Raw genomic sequence first — 20,568 nt, forward strand, 5'->3', positions numbered from 1 at the left:
CATCATCTCGGTCTGTCTATACCTTACCTTTGGACCTCAAAATTTCTGAATACACGCCATGGAGGCCACCCATACAGAACAAGAGGTCGATTTCGGAACAGCCGAGAAACTCGGTCTGATCCAAGAGGAGTACGATCGCATCATCGAGATACTGGGACGCACACCCAATTTTACGGAGCTGAGCATATTCGCAGTGATGTGGTCAGAGCATTGCAGCTACAAGAACTCCATCAAATGGCTCAAGACCCTCCCACGCACCGGACCACATATGCTGGTCGAGGCGGGTGAGGAGAATGCCGGTCTGGTCGACATAGGAGGAGGTTTGGGCTGCGTGTTCAAGATAGAATCGCACAACCACCCATCGGCCATCGAACCCTACCAAGGAGCGGCAACAGGAGTTGGGGGTATAAATCGGGACATATTCACCATGGGAGCCCGACCGGTAGCCCAATTGAACAGCCTGCGTTTTGGGAATATCGACAAAGACCGCACCCAATGGATCATGAAAGGTGTCGTCAAGGGGATCGGTGATTATGGAAATGCATTTGGAGTGCCTGTGGTAGGTGGTGAGGTATTCTTCGATGAGGTATATGATCAGAATCCGTTGGTCAATGCCATGTCGGCCGGTATCCTGGACGTCAACAAGACTATATCCGCTATCTCCGAAGGAGTAGGGAACCCGGTCTACATAGTCGGTTCGAGTACAGGGAAGGACGGAATCCACGGGGCGACTTTTGCCTCTGGCGACCTCACGGAGGAATCTGCCAAGGACCTACCCTCTGTTCAAGTGGGAGACCCATTCCAAGAGAAACTCCTCCTCGAGGCTACATTGGAGCTGGCCGATACCGATGCCATCGTGGGCATGCAGGATATGGGTGCAGCTGGGATCACTTGTTCTACCTCTGAGATGTCAGAGAAAGGAGGCTGCGGCATGGAGATCCACCTCGATAAGGTACCGACCCGACAATCGGATATGAAACCGTACGAGATCCTACTCTCCGAATCCCAAGAGCGCATGCTCGTGGTGGTGCACAAAGGCAAGGAGCAAGTCGTGGAGGACATCTTCGATAAATGGGACCTCAATGCCGTACAGATAGGTACGGTCACAGAAGGAGACACACTACGTTATTTCATGCATGGTGAATCTGTGGCAGAAGTGCCTGCTTCCGAGCTCGTGCTTGGAGGCGGAGCCCCAGTCTACGATCGGGAATATCGCGAACCTGCGTACTATGCGGAAAGCAAGAAATTCAGTATCGACTCCATAGAAGAACCCACAGACCTCAAAGCGGTGGCCCAAGCCATGCTGGACAATGTCAATCTGGGTTCCAAACGCTGGGTCACCGATCAGTACGACAGCATGGTAGGTACCAAGAGCATGAATACCAACGATCCACGAGATGCCGGCATCGTAGATGTGAGAGGTACTGACAAAGCATTGGCCTTGACTGTGGACTGCAACGCCCGCTACGTGCATGCCGATCCAGAAGTCGGGACGGCCATTGCCGTGTCAGAGGCGGCCAGGAACATCGTGTGCTCTGGTGGAGAACCTTCGGCCATCACCAATTGCCTCAACTTCGGTAACCCCTATACCCCAGAGGTCTACTGGCAATTCGTAGGGGCTATAAAAGGGATGGGTAGGGCCTGTCGTAGATTCGAGACCCCGGTGACCGGAGGGAATGTGAGTTTCTACAACCACACCGTGCTCAAAGAAGGAGAAGTTCCAGTATTCCCTACACCTACCATAGGTATGCTGGGAATCGTCATGGACAAATCCAAGACCATGTCGCTTAACTTCAAAAGACCGGGTGACCGGATCTTCCTGATAGGCCGCTCTCGCAACGATATCAATGCCTCAGAGTATCTATCGTCCTATCACGGAGTGCGCCTTTCTCCTCCTCCGCATTTCGATCTGGAAGAGGAATACGCTTTGCAAGAGGGGATCAAATCCCTGATCGCAGAATCACTCATCGACTCGGCCCATGATGTATCCGATGGGGGCTTGTTCCAATGTCTCGTGGAGAAAGGACAGCACCGTCAACTCGGATTCAACATCTCGACAGATACCCGTATCCGCAAGGATGCTTTCCTTTTTGGAGAATCGCAGAGTCGGGTCGTGGTCAGCGTAGATGACTCTCAAGCAGAAGATCTCAGTTCCCGATTAGCAGCCCTTGGTTTGGACTATTTAGAATTAGGGACCGTAAGCTCGGGAGCAATCACCATCGATGGTGAGTCCTATTTCGATATCCGAGAAGCCATCGAGATCCATGACCAGGCCATAGAATCCAGATTGAAGTGAGTACAGGATCACTGGATTTCAAAGGGGTGATCTTCCGCATGGAAGAAGGTCCAGATACCGAACTACTCGAGCGCCTACCGGATCATCTCCAGGATTTCTACCAAGAGATCAACGGTATCATCGCTTATAATGGTGGACTGCAGATACGTTCCTGTATCGACACGGATGATTGGCATAGCCTAGGGAGATTCTGGAAAGGAGAACGCAGCCTCAGCCGTATTTATCCCAATCTGCTGGAATCGGATATCCCTTTTGCGCAGGATTGCTTAGGTGATCAGTATTTCTTACGTGATGATCAGGTGTGGATCCTCAGCGGAGAGACAGGAGATGTCATGGATATGGAAGTGGATCTACCCGGATTCATAGAGCAAGCGATCGATGACCCAGTTGAATTCCTGGCCATGGAACCCCTGGCCTACTACCTTCAGACCGAAGGGGACCTTCAACCCGGGGAATTACTGCATGTAGTACCGGCACTCAGCGAGCAAGAGGACGAGGAAACGGCCTATCATATCGAAGCGCTATCTGTGGAAAAGCGCTTGGATTGGTTGCATGACTATTTCAAGCAACATCATAGTTCGGTAATATGAAGGCACTGATCTACCTCATCAGTGAATCGCGCTATACAGATCCACCTGAAAAAGACTGGAATGTAGAGCAGATACTGCTGGAAGATGAGTTGATCACCAAAGCCCTTGCCTCCTATGATATTCAAACCGAACGGGTGGATTGGGCCGATACTTCAGTCGATTGGTCCAAAGCCGACATCGCACTGTTCCGCACACCTTGGGACTATTTCGTTCGCATCTCCGAATTCAAGGAGTGGATGGAGCGGGTCGAACATCAGGTGCGATTCATCAATCCTCTGGAGACCATTCATTGGAATTTCCATAAGAGCTATCTCCAAGACTTGGAAGAGAAAGGCTTTCCTATCGTACCGAGCATCTTCATCGATCAGGGAGATAGCCGGAGTTTGACCGATATCGCAGAATCCATTCCTTGGAATGAATTCATCATCAAACCATGTATCTCAGGAGGAGGATTCGGCACCTATCGCATCGGACCACATAATCTCGCAGAGCATATCGAAGATTACAATGCCTTGATCGCGGAACGGGATATGATGGTCCAGGAATTCCATCCGAGCATACAAGCAAGAGGTGAGGTCAGTCATATGGTCATGGGTGGGACGTATACCCATTCCATTCTTAAAAGGGCCAAAGGAGAGGATTTCCGTGTGCAGGATGATTTTGGTGGGACGGTCCATCCCTATGAAGCACAGGAAGAAGAGATTGCTCTGGCCGAAGCGGTATTCAATGCCTGTGACCCCATGCCTGTTTATGGTCGATTGGATGTCATGTGGAATGAGAGCGGTGAGCAGATGATATCAGAACTGGAGATCATCGAACCTGAACTCTGGTTCAGAGAGCACCCTCCGGCCGCAGAGGTCCTCGCAGCACATCTGAATACGCTTATCTGATCCTTCTTCTGGCAGCCATCTGTAGACTGTGCTTGTCATCTAGTTGTCAAATCTCAGATGAATGCACCGACTTACACGTGAAATCGACCTTCCCATCACCTTGGAACAGGCATGGGATTTCTTTTCCTCACCTAAGAACCTGAAGACCATCACACCTCCCTACATGGGTTTCGAGATTCGCTCAGACCTTTCAGAACGGATGTATCCTGGTCAGATCATCACCTACACCGTACGTCCGCTCTTGGGTATAGGCATGACCTGGGTCACGGAGATCAAGCATGTCGAGGAAGGTCGCATGTTCGTGGATGAGCAGCGATTCGGCCCTTATGCCTTGTGGCATCACAAGCATTTCTTCGAAGAGATCGATGGGGGTATCCACATGACAGATATCGTGGATTATAAACTCCCAGTGGGATTTTTTGGAAGATGGCTGGAGCCTGTCCTGGTGCGACCTAAGCTCAAGGAAATATTCGACTACCGTACCAGTAAATTGAATGAACTCTTTGGCACCATGGAGTCCCCTGGCCCATTGGTCGTAAACATCTGATACAGCATGAACATCGTTCTCATAGGTGGCTCGTATGGAATAGGCCGCAGCATAGCCCAACAACAGATCCAGAAAGGAAATAGCGTTTGGATCGCCTCCCGCACCATGGATGAGTCCATCGATGGAGCCCTACATCTGCCATTCGATGCGTTCAAAGAAGATCTCGATCTCACAGGATTTCCCGAACAGATAGATGGGCTGGTCTACTGCCCGGGAAGTATCAATCTACGGCCCTTCACCAATCTCCGCTCAGATGACTTCAGAGAGGATATGGAGATCAACTTCTTTGCTATGGTGCGATGTGTACAGGCACTTCTTCCTAGACTGAAGAAATCCGATCAAGCATCCCTTGTATTGTTCAGCACAGTAGCTGTACAGACCGGCCTCCCTTTCCATACCAGCGTAAGCGCTGCCAAAGGCGCTATCGAGGGCTTTGCACGGGCTCTAGCAGCTGAGATGGCACCACGCATCCGGGTCAATGTGGTAGCGCCCAGTCTAACTGATACTCCACTGGCCAGCAAATTGCTAAGTAATGAGAAGAGCAGGACCAACAATGCAGAACGACATCCACTCAAGCGGCTTGGAACACCGGAAGATATCGCCTCGATGGTCGGATTCCTGCTCGAAATAGGCTCCTCATGGATGACTGGGCAGACTATACAGGTAGATGGTGGGATGGGTACCCTGAGAATCTGATCCCTATCTTCATCCGCTGAGACGTTTCTCTCATGAAGAAGAAGATAATCCTTGGCCTGATCATCCTTTTGGCCCTCATGCAATTCAAAGGCATCGACCGCAGCAATCCTCCGGTGGAGGAGAACGAAGATTTTTTTGCGGTCCATGAATCACCTACCGAGACCCGGTCTCTCATACAGACCGCCTGTTACGATTGTCATTCCCACACGACCGAATATCCATGGTACAGTCATGTCGCCCCGATATCATGGTGGTTAAGAGGTCACATCGACCATGCGAGGGAGAAGGTGAATTTCTCTACCTGGAGTCGATTGGACAACTCAGACCGTCTACATGCTCTCAAGGAATGTCAAGAGGTATTGATCGACAAGGAAATGCCCATGCTCCCTTACATGATCGCACACAGGGAGGCTTGGCTGGATGAGGAGGAGCGCCAGGATCTGGCACAATTCTTCCAAAGTATCGAAGCATCAATAAAGGAATGATGAAACACTATGTGACGCTTGCACTGGGACTGTTCTTGGTCTTTGGTTCATACGCTCAGGAAGGGACCGTATTCAGGAAATGGAAGACCATCGATGAAGAGACGGAAGAACCCAAAGCAGTGGTGGATATCTATGAACGCGATGGGAAACTCTATGGGAAGATCATCCAATTGTTCAGAGAGCCCCATGAAGAGCAGGACCCCATCTGTAAGAAGTGCTCAGGCGAGGATGCGGGTAAGAAAGTGATCGGTCTGGAGATCATAAAGGCTCTGGAACCTGATGATGATGCCTGGGAGGACGGCACCATACTGGATGCTGAGCATGGTAAGACCTATGATTGCAAGCTCTGGCTGGAGGATGGCATACTCAAAGTCAGAGGCTATGTAGCCTTCTTCTACCGGACCCAGGAGTGGTTGCCTTATGATGGCTAAGCCAGGATCTGTGGAATACACACCACGATTTTGGAAGATATAGTTGAGTACCCCTACTCGGTATATATTTGATTATCAAGGGTTTAATTCTATTTCCCTGATTTTGGTATCATTTTTCCTCCTGTTCTAGGACCAAAATGAGTCCTATGATACGCAGTATTCTGACCCTATTGATCATCAGTACCTGTCTGGGTGAGCTAAGCGCTCAGAACAGCATTTTCGGAAAATGGAAGACCATCGATGAGGAGACAGGAAAACCCAAGGCCGTAGTGGAGATATACGAGAAAGATGGAAATGCCTACGGGAGGATCATCGACCTCTATCGTCCACCACATAAGGACCAAAATCCAACCTGTGACGAATGTCCCGGTGACAAGGAGGGTCGGCCTATCAAGGGAATGGAGATCATAGCCGAGATGGAAGAAGATGATGGAATATGGGGAGAAGGGACGATACTCAATGTAAAGAGCGGCAAGACCTATCGATGTAAGATGTGGGTGGAGAACGGAAAATTGATCGTTAGAGGCTATCTCGCCTTCTTCCACCGGACGCAGGAATGGTTGCCTTATGAGGGCTGATCAAGCCACCCTCAACTTAGAGATCTTGGATCGGGAGAAATTACTTTCTGCGTAATCGAGCGTGATCTTCAGCTCTTTGGTCTCCGAATCCGATGGAAGCTCGAACATAGCATCATTTAGGATGGCCTCACAGATGGACCGCAGCCCACGGGCACCTAGTTGATACTCCACCGCTTTCTCCACTATGAAGTCCAATGCCGGCTCATCGAAACTCAGTTCGATTCCATCCATCTTGAACAACTTCAGATACTGCTTGACGAGTGCATTCTTGGGCTCGGTAAGGATCTGTTTCAATGCATCGGAATCAAGTGGTTCCAGCGTACCGATCAATGGGAAACGACCGATCAATTCGGGAATCAGACCGAACTTGCGCACGTCCTGAGGTGAGACATACTGCAATACATTGGGCTCGTCTTTCACGCTCTTCCCTGTGGATTTAAATCCCATGGCGCTGGCATTGAGCCTACGCGTGATCAAGCGGTCTATTCCGGCAAAGGCACCTCCAGCGATGAACAGGATATTTTTGGTATTGACCTTGATCATCTGCTTCTCCGGGTGCTTACGGCCTCCATGTGGAGGAACATTCACTTCAGAACCTTCGAGCAATTTCAGGAGTGCCTGTTGCACCCCTTCCCCACTCACATCACGTGTGATACTGGCATTATCTCCTTTGCGTGCGATTTTATCGATCTCATCGATGAATACGATTCCACGTTCGGCCTTGGCCACATCGAAATCCGCTGCTTGAAGCAGTTTGGAAAGGATGGACTCCACATCTTCACCCACATAACCGGCCTCAGTGAGGATAGTCGCATCGGCAATGGTGAAAGGCACATTCAAAAGACGCGCGATGGTCTTGGCAATGAGGGTCTTCCCCGTACCGGTCTCTCCAATGAGCATGATATTGGATTTTTCAATATCCACATCATCTTCGGTATCAGCTTGGAGTAGGCGCTTGTAGTGATTGTACACCGCGACCGAGATCGTACGCTTGGCATCCTCCTGTCCGATGACGTACTCATCTAGATAGGACTTGATATCCTCGGGTTTGTATTGGCGGTAGGCCTCTTCGACCTCTTTACCGATTGAAGAAGCATCTGCATTCTGCCGGATGATATCCTGCGCTTGTCCCACGCAATGCTCACAGATATGACCCGTCATCCCGGCAATAAGGATGCTCACATCTTTTCTCTTCCTCCCACAGAATGAACAGCTTATCTCTTCTTCCTTCCCCATAATCCTCTCAATTGATAGTCTTTATACGACTGATCAGGCCGAAGTGTTGCTCACAAGCACCTCATCGATCATACCATATTCCTTGGCCTCTTGGCTGGTCATCCAGTAATCCCGATCTCCATCCTCATAGACCTCATCATAGGACTTGCCGGAGTGATGGGCGATGATCTCATATAGTTCTTTCTTGAGCTTGAGGATCTCACGGGCCGTGATCTCGATATCCGAGGCCTGTCCCTGTGCCCCACCGAGTGGCTGGTGGATCATCACACGTGAATGCTTCAAGGCTGTACGCTTACCGCTAGCGCCTGCGCAAAGAAGAACAGCTCCCATGGAGGCGGCCATTCCTGTGCAGATAGTAGCCACATCGGGTTTGATATACTGCATCGTATCGTAAATACCGAGTCCGGCATAGACACTTCCGCCTGGAGAATTCAGATAGATCTGGATATCCTTGTCGTGATCCACAGACTCCAGATAGAGCAGCTGGGCCTGGATGATATTGGCGACTTCATCATAAATGGCCGTACCTAGGAAGATGATTCGGTCCATCATCATGCGTGAGAAGACATCCATTGCTTGGATATTGAGTTGTCTCTCTTCTATGATCACCGGTGTGACGGATGATTCGATATAGTGATCGACAGCCAGACTACTGATGCCTCTATGGCCGATCGCATACTTTCTGAAATCCTTAGCATTCATTGAGCGTATGTGTTGTTTTTAGTGAATGTAGAGCGCAAGATAATCCTTTTTCAAGGGGCTATTTGGAAGCAATGTCCTTGAATTTATCAAAGCTGACTTCCTTCTCATTGAGCTTGACCTGCTCTTTGACCCGGTCGAGGACCTTCTTCTCATAGAGCATATCGAAGATCTGTTCTACCTGCTCCCTATCCTGGAGGAATCGCATGGCAGAATTGCTCAGTTCCTCATCATCAGGTGCGGGCATACCGTATTGGATATAATTATTCCTGAGTAGGTTCTTGGCGTGCTCCATCGCCTCTTCGAATTCGACCTTGATCTCATTCTCGGTAATGATGCGATTCTTGATGAGCTGCCATTTGATACCATTGGAATATTCCTCATAGCCGGCCTCCACTTCTTCCAGACTGGTCTTCCCTTCACTGGAGATCTCGATCCATTTCTTGAGGAAACCATCCGGCAAGGTCAATTTGAGCTTATCACCCAGATAGCGATTGACATCGCGCTTGAACATCAGCTCGCTGTCATTCTCGAAATGCTGTGCCAATCCTTCGCGGATGTACTCACGCAATCCTTCCTCTGACTGGTCCTTCTCTGGGGGCAGAACTTTGCTGAAGAACTCTTCATCCATCTCGGCCGGGGTCAATTGCTTGATCTCCTCGATCACGAAGTTGAACTTCAATTTCTTGGGCAGAGCATGTACTTCTTCATGTGTGATACCCAACATGCGTCCCAGGTCATCATGTGAATGGGAGAGCTTGTGCGGATCGACTTCGATGCTGTCACCGACCTTGGAGCCGATCAGACGTTTCTTACTCCTCTTATCCTCTACATACTCGAGTCCGATGGTGGATTTATGGCGGATTCCGTCTTCTTTCTCCAGACCATCATCACGCAGCTCTACGAATTCACCCATGAGCATATCCTTCTCACTGGCCTTGTCGGTGTCAGAGAGCTTACCATAACGTCTACGGATGCGGTCCACCTCTTCATTGACCATCTTATCATCGATCTTGACCGTATAGTAGTTGATCTTGTACTTGGTGGATAGGTTTACCTGAAATTCAGGTGCCAAGCCTAACTCATAGGTGAACTGGAATTCAGCAGGCTCGTCCCAATCTCCGGATTCACCGTCTTTGACGGGTAGCGGTTGACCGAGCACCTTGAGTTCATTGGATTTGATGTATTCACTGATGGAATCGTCCAATACCTTTTGCAGCTCTTCGGCCAGTAGTCCTTTGCCATATCGCTTCTTGACCACACCTACAGGCACCTTTCCTGTTCTGAATCCAGGGATGTTGAGTTGCTTGCTGTAGGTCTTGAGCGTCTTGGTGTAGCTGTCCATGTAATCTTCTTTCTGGACGGTCACCTTCAGTAGTGCATTCAGATCATCGATCTTTTCTTTTTCGATGTTCATGTGTCTATGGGGATTAAATGAGAATCGGGCCCTGAGGCCCGATCCATTGTGTTCATTGTGTGCGGGTGGAGGGACTCGAACCCCCACGCTGTTAGGCACTTGATCCTAAGTCAAGCGTGTCTACCAATTTCACCACACCCGCAAGCTCCTCTTTAGGGCCTGCAAATGTACAGCTTACAATCTATTTCACAGCCAAGAAGCACGGATATTTACATGGCTTACTCGACTATGAATCGTCCGGTCCGGAGTATACCATCCACCTCTACTTGGAGGAAGTAGATTCCCGGTACGAGTTCAGATTCAAATGTGATAACCTGATTCAGCATCTTGCCTTTGAGCGTTGCCGATTCTACATACACACGTTGACCAGTAATATCCATCACTTGGAAGCTGACCACGTCCATCACTTCCTGGCCGATATCCAAAGTCACACGAATCTGGGACCCATCACTCGGATTAGGCATCAATCGCATGCTCGGCAGGCTCGCTTCCACGATCTTATGGACCACATCCTCCCCATCTTCGATAGTTGGTGGCCCGGTCATGGTGATCGGACAGGTACTCGCAAAGTCTCCCCACAATCCGCCTGCATAGGCCCTGACTGCCACATCATACATCTCACCAGGTTGTAGTTCTAGGTCGGTGGTATGGAAGTAGAGTGAGAGACCATTGGTCATATCAGTCTGAGCAGGCCCGGCACCAAGAGGGGTGAAACGCCACTCGTACTGTGTAGCCCCATAGATATACTCTGCCAATATGTACTCAGGAGTATTAATGGAATAGGTTCCGTTACAATACGGATTCTGCACTTCGGTAGGATCGGGTTGACCTGCCATGAAGATATTACATGCCGGTCCAGGTGTGGACCATTGACCATCGACCCGCACTTGTACAGTAACGCTGTACACCTTATTCAATTGCAGACCAGGCACATCGTATAGGAATACTCCATAGCTGTTCTTTGTGCGTGTGAATACATTGGGCCCATCGGTGAAGACGAAATGGTATTTATCCGCATACTGCACATACTCGGCCTGGATAAGCTGTTCATAATTGTAATCCACCGCATTGTTGCAGAATTCAGCTCTAAGCTGGGACTGAGGTACTCCTCCGATGCCGATGGTACATTCAGGGCCCCAGTTGCTCCAGTAGATGGCTGTATCCCCATTCGCCACTATTCTCAAACTGTGACGCGCAGTTGCCTCATAGCTAGTGTTCAAGCGTGCATTACTAAAGGAATTCAACGTGAAATACCAGGATGGAACCCCGAATTGTGTACGTGTGGAAGTATCCGGCACCAAGGGGTCTCGCAAGCGTACACTGTATCCCTTCACTTTTATGGTGGTGAATGGATAGAGTTCATTAAGGTCTTGACGCTTGGGTGTGATCACATTGTCCAGTTGATAGTCCATGTATCCGCAATAGGCGTCTCGTATTCCGGCCGAGGCAAAAGTCTTCACTTGCACACGCACCTCAGGTGCAGCAGGTGTACCTGATGCCGCATCATAGACTCGGAAATAGTACTCGGTACCTGACACCAGTCCTCCAGGGATGACTCGTTCGATAGCTCCATTACCATAGTTGTTATAGCACCCTAGCGAGGTACCTCCACATGCATCGAATACCTCTATCACAACATCAAAACTTCCTCCTGCTGATTGGGCCACGATATAGTCATTGGCATGTTGAGCAGTGAACTTGAACCAAGTATCATCATCCGCATCTCCCACACATCCAGGAAGTGATTGGGTAGCTCCTTGTACTGTCAGCGTATCCCAAGCAGGAGTACCATGAAGACTTGTTATCACCTCGAAGGCATTTACACATTCGTCATTGCTCAAGGATGTACATGCTGGTGAAGGAACGACCGTCACCAGAGTGGTGCATTGATCCGTATTTCCACAATGATCTGTAACCGTAAGTGTGACCGTGATGGGACTCGCGGCTACATCTGTACAATCGAAGGTGGTCCTATCCAATCCTAGGGTGATCTCGGTACAATCATCGGTACTACCGTTATCCACTTCTGCTGGAGTCAAGGTGGCATTACCTGTCCCATCTAAATTGACGATCAGAGTGGCCTGACAGACTGCAGTCGGAGCAGTATTATCTGTTACCGTAATATTCTGTGTACATGCTGCTGAATTCCCACTGATATCGGTACCTACGAAGGTCCTGGTGACCACGAATTCTCCCGCAGAACATACACCTAGCACATCAGAGAAAGCCAAGGTTGGAGAAGGGTCGCAGAAATCCGTGACCACCGGTTCTCCGGTGATGAGTGTATTGGTATAGTCCCCACAAGCAACGCTGATAGGTGCAGGACATTCATTGCACAGAACTATCCTATTATAATAGGCATTGAATTGTCCAGGAATAGCACCAGTCCCTGCATTGAAGTTAAAGAGTCTGACCTGAGAAGGGATCATACCATTTGTGGCATTGATGATGTCCACAGTTCCGGACCACGTCACACTCCCATCGAGCTGTCGTACCGATACTTCCATAGTAGTAGCACTGGTCATGTAGAAATCGACCTCCATTCCTTCATCTGTGAATGAGAGAGTAGTGAGGGTTTCTCCACCATTTCTATTGACCCTGTACTGACTATCCCCTCCTCTGAAATAGAATTCTATGAGATTCTCGCCCGTTGAATTCTGTAGACCTACTCCAACTACGCCCCCATTACCAATGTATCCATTATCCATATCCACAGATAATGTCGAGCCGACTCTCATTGGTTCGACCATCGGCAATATGGCATTGGATGTCTGTCCTGAATTCGCATATAGACCCCAAGCAGATGTTCCGATATCGATATCATTATCCCCATTGGTATCACCATCGCCATTGTCTGTACTGGTGAACATGAAGTGTCCCGCTTGACTCGGATTTCCGTTGGAAGTGAATAAGTTCCAAGGACCAAATCCAGGACTATCACCATCTCCATTATCCCAGTTATCACCCAGATAACTGAAGGTAGAAGTGTTCTCTTCGAAACAGGATGTGTTCAATTCTGGAGGAGTCACGTCCGGCAAGCACGCTGGATCCACGCATTGCGCAGGAGCTATGAAGAGGGCATTCTGAGTCAATGTACATCCTGTGTCGTCACTGAATGTAGCAGTCACATCGACCGCATTCCCATCTGAATTCAGACCTGTCAAAGTCACCGTCTGAGGAGATGTGGTGATAGCGAAACTCTGACCATTGACATCTAAAGTGCCAGTAGCTGGTGGATTCACATAGGTGACAACCACATCGCTCGTGTAAGTATTATCCGATGTGTTACACGCGGACTGTCCTCCATCAGCCAATGATTGAATGTCACATACACAGGAAGCAGGCGCTGTGAATACGCCATTGGTCGTAGATGTACATGAGGGTTCTGCACTGAATGAAGCGGTGACATTGACCGCATTTCCATCAGCCGTCAATCCAGTTAAGGTGACCGTCTGTGGACTGGACGTGATTGCAAAACTCTGTCCGTTCACATCGAGTGTACCCGAAGACGGTGCACCGCTATATGTCACTGTGACATCATTGGAATAGGTATCTGTGCCCGGATCACATGCCGACTGATTTCCTCCATCTGTGATGTTGTCGATGGAACATGGTGTACAATCGGCTGGTGCTGTGAACAGATTGGTCTGAGTGGCCGTACATGTTGGTTCTGCACTGAACGAGGCGGTGACATTCACCGCATTCCCATCTGCAGTCAGTCCTACAAGCGTAACTGTCTGAGGGCTTGTGGTGATGGCAAAACTCTGTCCATTGACATCCAACGTCCCTGTTGAAGGTGCACCTGTATACGTAATGGTCACATCATTCGAGTAGGTATTTGTCCCAGGGTCACAGGCGGACTGATTCCCTCCGTCTGCTATGTTGTCGATAGAACATGGAGTGCAGTCAGCAGGTGCCGTGAATACTCCGGTCTGAGTGAGAGTACATGCTGGACTCGCACTGAATGAAGCGGTGACATCCACTGAATTCCCGTCTGCAGTCAATCCTGTCAGCGTGACCGTCTGAGGACTGGATGTGATGGCAAAACTCTGTCCGTTCACATCCAGAGTACCGGTAGTGGGTGGATTTGAATAGGTGACGGTAACATCGTTGGAATAGGTATTCGTACCCGGATCACAAGCGGTCTGATTTCCGCCATTCGTAATGGCATCTACCGAGCAATCAGGAGCATTGAATCGGACAATGAACAGACCTTCTTCAATACTGCTGATGATGATATTCCGAGATGGGAAATAGGGGTAATTACTCCAAGCCCCATTGAAGGTGGCCACATCATTCGAAGGATGCACATCGATATAGCCCACCTCTGTCAAGGTGGCCGATGAAATGTCTGCTAGCTCAAGCGCACGCAATCCAGCCGTATAATTCGCCTGGAACAAGGTGTCATCCCGCACATAGTGGTTGTGGTCGATAGATGCCGTAGAGGCCTCATAATATCCCATGAAAACTGGCGCATCCAGGTCGAGAACATCCCACATATACGTTCTTGTGTTATGGGTCGGAGCCGAAGTCTCATCTCCTTCGTCATTCATCAAGAAATACCGATGGTCTTCGGTCAACCAGCCTTGGTGAGCGTAATCACTTCCAGCATATGTCGTGCGTGATACCTGAGTAGGATCGGTCTTGTCATCTACATCGATGATGGTGAATGAATCCTCATTACTCGCGAAGGCGATCTCTTTTCCTTGATAGGTGACATCCGGACCAGTGTACACGACCACCTGTACATCGTGTGTATAGCCATCTGCTGCAAAACCTCCAGCCAGAGTAGGTGAAGCAGGTGTTTGGATATTGACCATGTGGAGGCCTCCTGAATAGGAGCTATTGTCTCCTACTATATAGGCAAATCCGGTAGCCTCATTGATTGCGATGTTATGCGCACTTCCTACACCATTATACACTGCTGTTGCAGTAAATGTCTGTGGTGTTGTCACCGTTCTCAATTGAGTGAGATCGAAGACCTGCATACCATGGGAACCTACATTATCCGCCACGATGTAGGCATGATTCTGATATACTTTGGCGTCTCTCCAGAAGTTGCTTCCGGCTTGAGTAGGTAATGATCCCAGATATCTCGGATTCAAAGCATCAGTGACATCTATGAATACTGTTCCATTGGTCAGGCACATGATGGCGTATTCCTTGCTATCCAGCGGGTCTGTCCAACCCCATATATCGCTCCCCTCGACTCCTCCTGTCGCACCCATATCAGCCAGGCTCAAATGTCCTTGTAGATCGAAGTTTTCACAGGGATAAGGACCTGCAAATCCTCCCACACACGGAGTATTGGTCGCGTTGAGGGTAGTAAAGGATTCTGGTCCAGACCATACACTCTCATCACCCACACCACAAATGGCCTTGACATAAAAATCATAATCGGTACTCGGACTCAATCCAGTCAATGGATATGGATTGGAATTGGTCGAAGCGATGGTCGTTCCTGAACCTAAAGTGAAGCCAGAAGCTCCATACTCTATCGACCATTCTGATTCTCCGCCATTGGCCGTCCATGCCAGATCTGCGCTCGTAGTCGTGACGTTTGAACTTCCTAGCGCTGTCGGCTGGGCACAAGTACTAATACTCTCACATATCTGGACCCGAACAAAGTCGATGGACATATCTCCTGTGAAGCTTGTACCGGTTCCTGCATTTTGAAATCTGAGATATATGACCTGTCCAGCATAGGCCGATAGGTCGATACCAACGGGTTGCCAAGCTGCTCCGGAGGATGTTTGAAGCTGTCCATCCCATTTGAAAAGACTGGTAAATGGTCCCGAAGCACTGGAGCCTATCCCTACATCAAGAGTGCCCATAGCAGCACCGTATGCATGGAAATAGAAGGACAACTCTACGTCACTTACAGCTGATGTAAGAGATATAGCTGGTGAAATAAGATCAGCGATTGCTGATGAACTTCCCGAAGCCTCATAATTGGTGTAGCTCGTTGCACCTCCGCTATGACCAGCACTGGGTCCTGTATTATTTGAAGCGGCATTGCCGGGTATCTCCCAATTCCCATTGACATCAGAAGAAGTGATATCCCCAGTCCACCCACCTACAGAGTCGAACTCTTCGGTGAAAATGTAAGTAGACGTTTCTCCTGCACCACAGCTCACACCATTGATGGGAGGTATAGGTCCATTTACAGTAGTGAATGCATATGGTCCACTCCATAGACTGGGGCCATCACTAGGCCCACAATCGGCCCTGACATAGAATTCATACTCAGTCACCGGAACACCACCTGTCCATGTGTATGGATTGGTCACCCCTGTAATCGTAGGGGTACCCGTAGGGGTAAATGGGGCAGCCCCAATTTCAATATCCCAAGTCGTTGCCGATCCATTCTCTGTCCAGAAAAGGTCAGCACCTGAGCCGGTTATATTGTTTACACCCAAGGCGGTAGGTTGTGGGCAGGCCGGTATAGGACCGTAGCATATCTCAAGTCCCCATGAGAGTAATTCTCCTCCGTCCTCATTGGTATCATCAAATATTGTCAAGGTCCAGTTTCCGTTCGGATCTTCAACATTGAAGTCAGATAGATTTCCTGTGGGTTGGTAGAATTGACCCGTAGTTGGAGGACAAGGTATCGTTGCGGATGCCGCTTCATCATCGAATTGCAGGTTGAAATCGTCCTGGCTTCCACAGATATCATTGAACAATGGCACTATGGTTCCAGTAGGGCTGGTGAGCGTGACATCGAGATCCGATATCCAAGAATGTGTCCCAGAAAGATTGACCACATTCACGTCTTGAATCACACCTGTTATCGGAACATTCAATATCGATGTAACGGTCGGAGTTCCTGATGCTGAGATCGTCTTAGGCACATCCGAGCTCAGGAAAGTACCGCAGCTGGACGTAGTAAAGGAAAAGGTAGATGAGACTCCCGCACTTCCACAGGCATTAGCTCCGGTCACTCTCCAATAATAGGTCGTATTCGAATTCAACGTTGTTGAAGTATAGTTAGGCGAAGTCAAGCCGCTTTGGCCATCAACGATAGTTGTAAATCCATTGTCCAGCGCAATATCAATGGTATAGTTCACTCCATCACCGGACAGCGCGGTCCAGCTGAAGTCTGCAGGTACATCTACTCCTACAGCACCATCGGCTGGAGTCAAGAGAGTCACGGGTCCGCTAGGCGTCTCGCTTACAATCAACGTAAGATCGACTGTCTTGGGAGTAGTAGTAGCTGTACCCGTCAATGTCATAGAATAGGAACCGGGTGTTACCGCGCCTGTGTTGGATATGGTCAGGACACTGGTACCCGGAGTAGCGACCGGATTGGTGGAGAAACTGCTGGTCGCACCTGCAGGAAGTCCACTGATGGACAAGGTCACTGGCTCGGTGTATGTCCCTATCTGATTCACCTGAATGTCATAGGTGGTATCTGCAGGTTTACAACTATTGGCCACATCACTTGTGACCGATAGTGTGAAGTCATTTGCGGCACCGGGTACTATTGTGAAGTTCTCATTTGATATGTCGAAGAAGATATTATTTGCACCTCTTACCATTACCCGAGCAGTAGAGGTTCCTGTATTAGGTACTGTGATGGTATGCGAACCATCATTGGTCACTCCTGTCGCGAGAGTGATCGGATAAGTGAACCCGCCATCTGTAGAAAGGAATATATCCACATTGGCACAACTCACAGGAGCAGCAGTGGTATTCGCTACATCCCACGTGACCGTTTCAGAAGTGAAAGCCGTCCATGAAACGGCTGAGGTATTGGGACTCTGCACAAGGAATGGACCTGCAGTCACTTCAGTAGTCACCGACATAAGATCACTCGAGGTACATCCAGAATTTGGATTCATGTCCCTCACCGTAAACGCGAACTCCATATTCCGACTCACAGCTGGGAGTACTTCCCAGGTAGGGCTCACATTATTGACCAGATCAGTAAGATTCGGCATGTATCTATCCGGTACGCTGACTGGATTCAATGAGCGAAACATGGGACCGACCAATCGCGTAGGTGTAGGCGCTGAATTCGAAGCCGGATTCTCTGGATCGTTCTGTTCCCAGCAATAGGTCAATCCTGTATCGTCCGGGTCGGATCCTATTCCTTCCAATACAAAGGGCGTGGAGATAGGAATCGTATAGTCCAGACCTGCATCCGAACTTGGTCCCGCGTTTCCAGAAGTGATCAATTCGAAACAACTTGATGAATTGTTAGCATCGAACAAGGAACCCACCATATCACGGATATTCACATAAGCGAAATAGTCATCGCTATTATTCTGCACGTTGGCCGAGCAGATACCTGCATACCCCATGATGGTACTAGCCGACCCAGGCTCTACTTCGGTAGTGCCGTCACCGGATCGACAACTCTGGTTACTCTGGGTATGGTATCCACCGAATTGGTGCCCCATTTCATGCGCCACATAATCGATATCGAAAGGGTCGCCTATCGGAGCACTTCTACCCGTATATCCTCGTCCTTTATGAGTGCCCGATTGGCTTATCGCTTCGCACACACAGTCGATACACCCCGCATTTCCACCACCTGAGGTATTGAAGTTGTGACCGATATCGTAGTTGTTCACACCTATCTGCGCATCCAGTGTTTGAGCCGTAGTGGTATTGTATTCACCGGTCCAAGGATCAGTTGCAGCATCCAAATAGATGACCAGGTCATTGTTAGCTACAAACTGCATCGTGATTCCCATGTCCTCCTCATATACACCATTGACACGGGCCATGGTCACATCCATGGCAGCTTGTACGATTGCCTTATCTCCGGCTGTCGTTCCAGTACTTCCTCCGGCCTGAGTGATATGATATTGGGAATATTCACCGGTACATGATTGGGCCAAACGATATCTTCTCAGATTACAGTCACCCAAGGGGCCTGGGAGAGAACCTACAGTATTGATCTTCTGCGAAGCATCTGCACCTTCTGTCAGGCACTCGAAGTCGATTTCCGGCACCTGGAGGTCGCTTCTGTAATAGCTGCTATAATGGACCTTATCAGTGGTCATCGGGTCGATGTACACCGTGCTGTGCTCACCTGAACGGATCATTCCGTGAAAACCTAGATAGGGTGAGTAGGTGATGCGGATGCTGGCAGTTGGATCATCGATTCCTCTTCCCACAAAGGAGAGAAGTTCTGGATAGCGGGCAGCAAGATCCGGATGCTTCAATTGGGTACGCATCAATTCAAAAGCCTGGTCTTCACCATCTGGCATAGGAAATATCATAATGGGACGAACCTGCTTCCCAGAGGCAAATCGATAGGTAGCCTCACCTGCTAGGTCTAAGAACTGTTGCGCATCCAGTGAGACCGTACGCTTTTGCATAGGAATGCTTATCCGCTCTTTCAAGGGAGCGCGGAAGTCGGCAGAGGTCGCATTGCTCCAGACCGATGTCTGTGCAAATGCTGAAGTTGTAAAGAATAGTAGGGTTAGAATAGTCAAGGAGGGTAGGAGGGTACCTATTCTGATCATCTGTTAAGCTTTAAAAGAACGCAATGTGCCCATCGACTACCGGTGGGCTTTCAGTCCGAAGTGTGCAAATATCTGTAAATGAGTGTCTTTTGTAAAGAAATTGCTTTGTTTTTCTGAGCAATGCATAGCAAGTATTCCACAGTGTTATGCTAGCGCATTGTTCTGTCAATGAGTATCTCGGTATCGTGCAAGGTTTCGGCCAATGAGACTTGGATCCGATACATTCCCGACCGGATACTTTCGGGCAGTCGTATCACATTATTCAATGTGCTCCCTTTCACAGGAATATTCTCAGAATACACTTCTCTCCCCATCACATCCACTACAAGCACGCTGGCCGATCCAATTTCTTCCGTAGTGATCTCAGCCAGTATTCTGAATTCACCTGAACTAGGATTCGGATAGAGGATGAGAGGTGACGGCCGATCCAAGTCCACCTTTGCCGCAAAGCCATCGGATGACTCCATAGATGGAGAATTCAAATTAATCGGGCATTCAGCTCCATAGCTCCCCCATTGCCCTGCCAATCGCGCGCGGATGGCGACACTATAGGATGTTCCTGCCTGTAGATTCAGACTGCTGGCCCAGTGGAATGCGAGTGAATAGCCGTTGGTCAACTGATACTGCGCAGGCCCTCCTCCCACCGGTGTGAATCCCCACTCGTATTTGTCTGCCCCGCCTATGTAATCAGCGAAGATGTATTGTGCAGAGGGGTAGTCATAATTCCCATTGCAGTATGCAGCTTGTAAAGCTGTTGGTGGAACGGTTGTGACCATATTCACATCGCAGGCCGGTCCAGGGTCGGACCAGAGACCATTGACCCTGCTCTGCACAGTGACCGAATAGGTACTGTTGAATTCTAGGCCGGGGACATTATCTAAAAACAGGGTATACGAAGTACTCGTTGCTTGAATAGAGCTGACCCCATCATCTAGAGTGAATCGATACTGATCAGCAAAGGTCACCGCATAAGCTTGTATGTAATCATCAAAGCCATAGGGTTCGACACTGTTGCAGTATTGAGGTAGAAGTTGTGTTATCTCAGGACCTGCGATTCCGATGGTACAATATGGTCCGTAGTCGCTCCAATACTCTCCAATCGATCCGTTTGCGGTGAATCTCAACATATGTTTGGCCCTGACCTTGTAGGTCGTGTTCAGCTCTAGCTGAGGGATATCCTCGAAGTGGAAAAATTGTGGTGCAAATCCTGTCTGATCTATTCTAATC

Annotated in this window: 13 protein-coding genes and 1 tRNA gene; 8 read left to right on the forward strand and 6 right to left on the reverse strand. The window is 49.2% G+C overall.

Going from position 1 to position 20,568, the window contains the following annotated elements; genetic code table 11:
* Positions 1 to 58: 58 nt before the first annotated feature.
* From purL to HKN79_06375, 8 genes are all read left to right on the forward strand, one after another.
* The gene (purL, locus tag HKN79_06340; GenBank protein NNC83178.1) at positions 59 to 2,296 is read left to right on the forward strand and encodes a phosphoribosylformylglycinamidine synthase subunit PurL; all 2,238 of its coding nucleotides are present in this window, start codon (positions 59 to 61) and stop codon (positions 2,294 to 2,296) included.
* On the forward strand, positions 2,293 to 2,886 hold the full coding sequence (locus tag HKN79_06345) for a hypothetical protein (GenBank protein ID NNC83179.1): 594 nt from the start codon (positions 2,293 to 2,295) through the stop codon (positions 2,884 to 2,886). The genes purL and HKN79_06345 overlap by 4 nt, the downstream gene beginning before the upstream one ends.
* A complete protein-coding gene (locus tag HKN79_06350) occupies positions 2,883 to 3,776 on the forward strand; it encodes a hypothetical protein (GenBank protein ID NNC83180.1) in 894 nt (297 codons plus the stop codon). The genes HKN79_06345 and HKN79_06350 overlap by 4 nt, the downstream gene beginning before the upstream one ends.
* Positions 3,777 to 3,837: 61 nt before the next feature.
* The gene (locus HKN79_06355) at positions 3,838 to 4,323 is read left to right on the forward strand and encodes an SRPBCC family protein (GenBank protein ID NNC83181.1); all 486 of its coding nucleotides are present in this window, start codon (positions 3,838 to 3,840) and stop codon (positions 4,321 to 4,323) included.
* A gap of 6 nt (positions 4,324 to 4,329) precedes the next feature.
* Positions 4,330 to 5,019 carry an SDR family oxidoreductase gene (locus HKN79_06360; GenBank protein ID NNC83182.1) on the forward strand — a complete coding sequence of 230 codons (690 nt, stop codon included), beginning with the start codon at positions 4,330 to 4,332 and terminating at the stop codon, positions 5,017 to 5,019.
* Positions 5,020 to 5,051: 32 nt separating this feature from the next.
* A complete protein-coding gene (locus tag HKN79_06365) occupies positions 5,052 to 5,504 on the forward strand; it encodes a heme-binding domain-containing protein (GenBank protein ID NNC83183.1) in 453 nt (150 codons plus the stop codon).
* Positions 5,501 to 5,935: a DUF2147 domain-containing protein gene (locus HKN79_06370; GenBank protein NNC83184.1), complete on the forward strand. Its 435-nt coding sequence runs from the start codon at positions 5,501 to 5,503 to the stop codon at positions 5,933 to 5,935. The genes HKN79_06365 and HKN79_06370 overlap by 4 nt, the downstream gene beginning before the upstream one ends.
* A gap of 146 nt (positions 5,936 to 6,081) precedes the next feature.
* On the forward strand, positions 6,082 to 6,513 hold the full coding sequence (locus tag HKN79_06375) for a DUF2147 domain-containing protein (protein ID NNC83185.1): 432 nt from the start codon (positions 6,082 to 6,084) through the stop codon (positions 6,511 to 6,513).
* Here HKN79_06375 and clpX read toward each other — a convergent pair whose 3' ends face one another.
* The 6 genes from clpX to HKN79_06405 form a co-directional block, all read right to left on the reverse strand.
* On the reverse strand, positions 6,514 to 7,749 hold the full coding sequence (clpX, locus tag HKN79_06380; GenBank protein ID NNC83186.1) for an ATP-dependent Clp protease ATP-binding subunit ClpX: 1,236 nt from the start codon (positions 7,747 to 7,749) through the stop codon (positions 6,514 to 6,516).
* A 33-nt stretch (positions 7,750 to 7,782) separates the two neighbouring features.
* Entirely contained in the window at positions 7,783 to 8,451 is a 669-nt protein-coding gene (clpP, locus tag HKN79_06385) for an ATP-dependent Clp endopeptidase proteolytic subunit ClpP (GenBank protein NNC83187.1), read from the reverse strand.
* A 58-nt stretch (positions 8,452 to 8,509) separates the two neighbouring features.
* On the reverse strand, positions 8,510 to 9,865 hold the full coding sequence (tig, locus tag HKN79_06390; protein ID NNC83188.1) for a trigger factor: 1,356 nt from the start codon (positions 9,863 to 9,865) through the stop codon (positions 8,510 to 8,512).
* A 60-nt stretch (positions 9,866 to 9,925) separates the two neighbouring features.
* Positions 9,926 to 10,007, reverse strand: a tRNA-Leu gene (locus HKN79_06395).
* Between the two features lie 76 nt (positions 10,008 to 10,083).
* Entirely contained in the window at positions 10,084 to 19,341 is a 9,258-nt protein-coding gene (locus tag HKN79_06400; protein ID NNC83189.1) for a choice-of-anchor B family protein, read from the reverse strand.
* Between the two features lie 149 nt (positions 19,342 to 19,490).
* The coding region (locus HKN79_06405; protein ID NNC83190.1) for a T9SS type A sorting domain-containing protein at positions 19,491 to 20,568 on the reverse strand (1,078 nt) is incomplete at its 5' end.

The sequence above is a fragment of the Flavobacteriales bacterium genome, from assembly GCA_013001705.1.
Lineage (GTDB): Bacteria > Bacteroidota > Bacteroidia > Flavobacteriales_D > JABDKJ01 > JABDLZ01.

Coding starts and splice junctions, on each gene's coding strand:
- tig (NNC83188.1), bottom strand. CDS start 9,865: ATGAACATCGAAAAAGAAAAGATCGATGATCTGAATGCACTACTGAAG.
- clpP (NNC83187.1), bottom strand. CDS start 8,451: ATGAATGCTAAGGATTTCAGAAAGTATGCGATCGGCCATAGAGGCATC.
- HKN79_06355 (NNC83181.1), top strand. CDS start 3,838: ATGCACCGACTTACACGTGAAATCGACCTTCCCATCACCTTGGAACAG.
- HKN79_06360 (NNC83182.1), top strand. CDS start 4,330: ATGAACATCGTTCTCATAGGTGGCTCGTATGGAATAGGCCGCAGCATA.
- HKN79_06375 (NNC83185.1), top strand. CDS start 6,082: ATGATACGCAGTATTCTGACCCTATTGATCATCAGTACCTGTCTGGGT.
- HKN79_06400 (NNC83189.1), bottom strand. CDS start 19,341: ATGATCAGAATAGGTACCCTCCTACCCTCCTTGACTATTCTAACCCTA.
- HKN79_06350 (NNC83180.1), top strand. CDS start 2,883: ATGAAGGCACTGATCTACCTCATCAGTGAATCGCGCTATACAGATCCA.
- clpX (NNC83186.1), bottom strand. CDS start 7,749: ATGGGGAAGGAAGAAGAGATAAGCTGTTCATTCTGTGGGAGGAAGAGA.
- purL (NNC83178.1), top strand. CDS start 59: ATGGAGGCCACCCATACAGAACAAGAGGTCGATTTCGGAACAGCCGAG.
- HKN79_06365 (NNC83183.1), top strand. CDS start 5,052: ATGAAGAAGAAGATAATCCTTGGCCTGATCATCCTTTTGGCCCTCATG.
- HKN79_06370 (NNC83184.1), top strand. CDS start 5,501: ATGATGAAACACTATGTGACGCTTGCACTGGGACTGTTCTTGGTCTTT.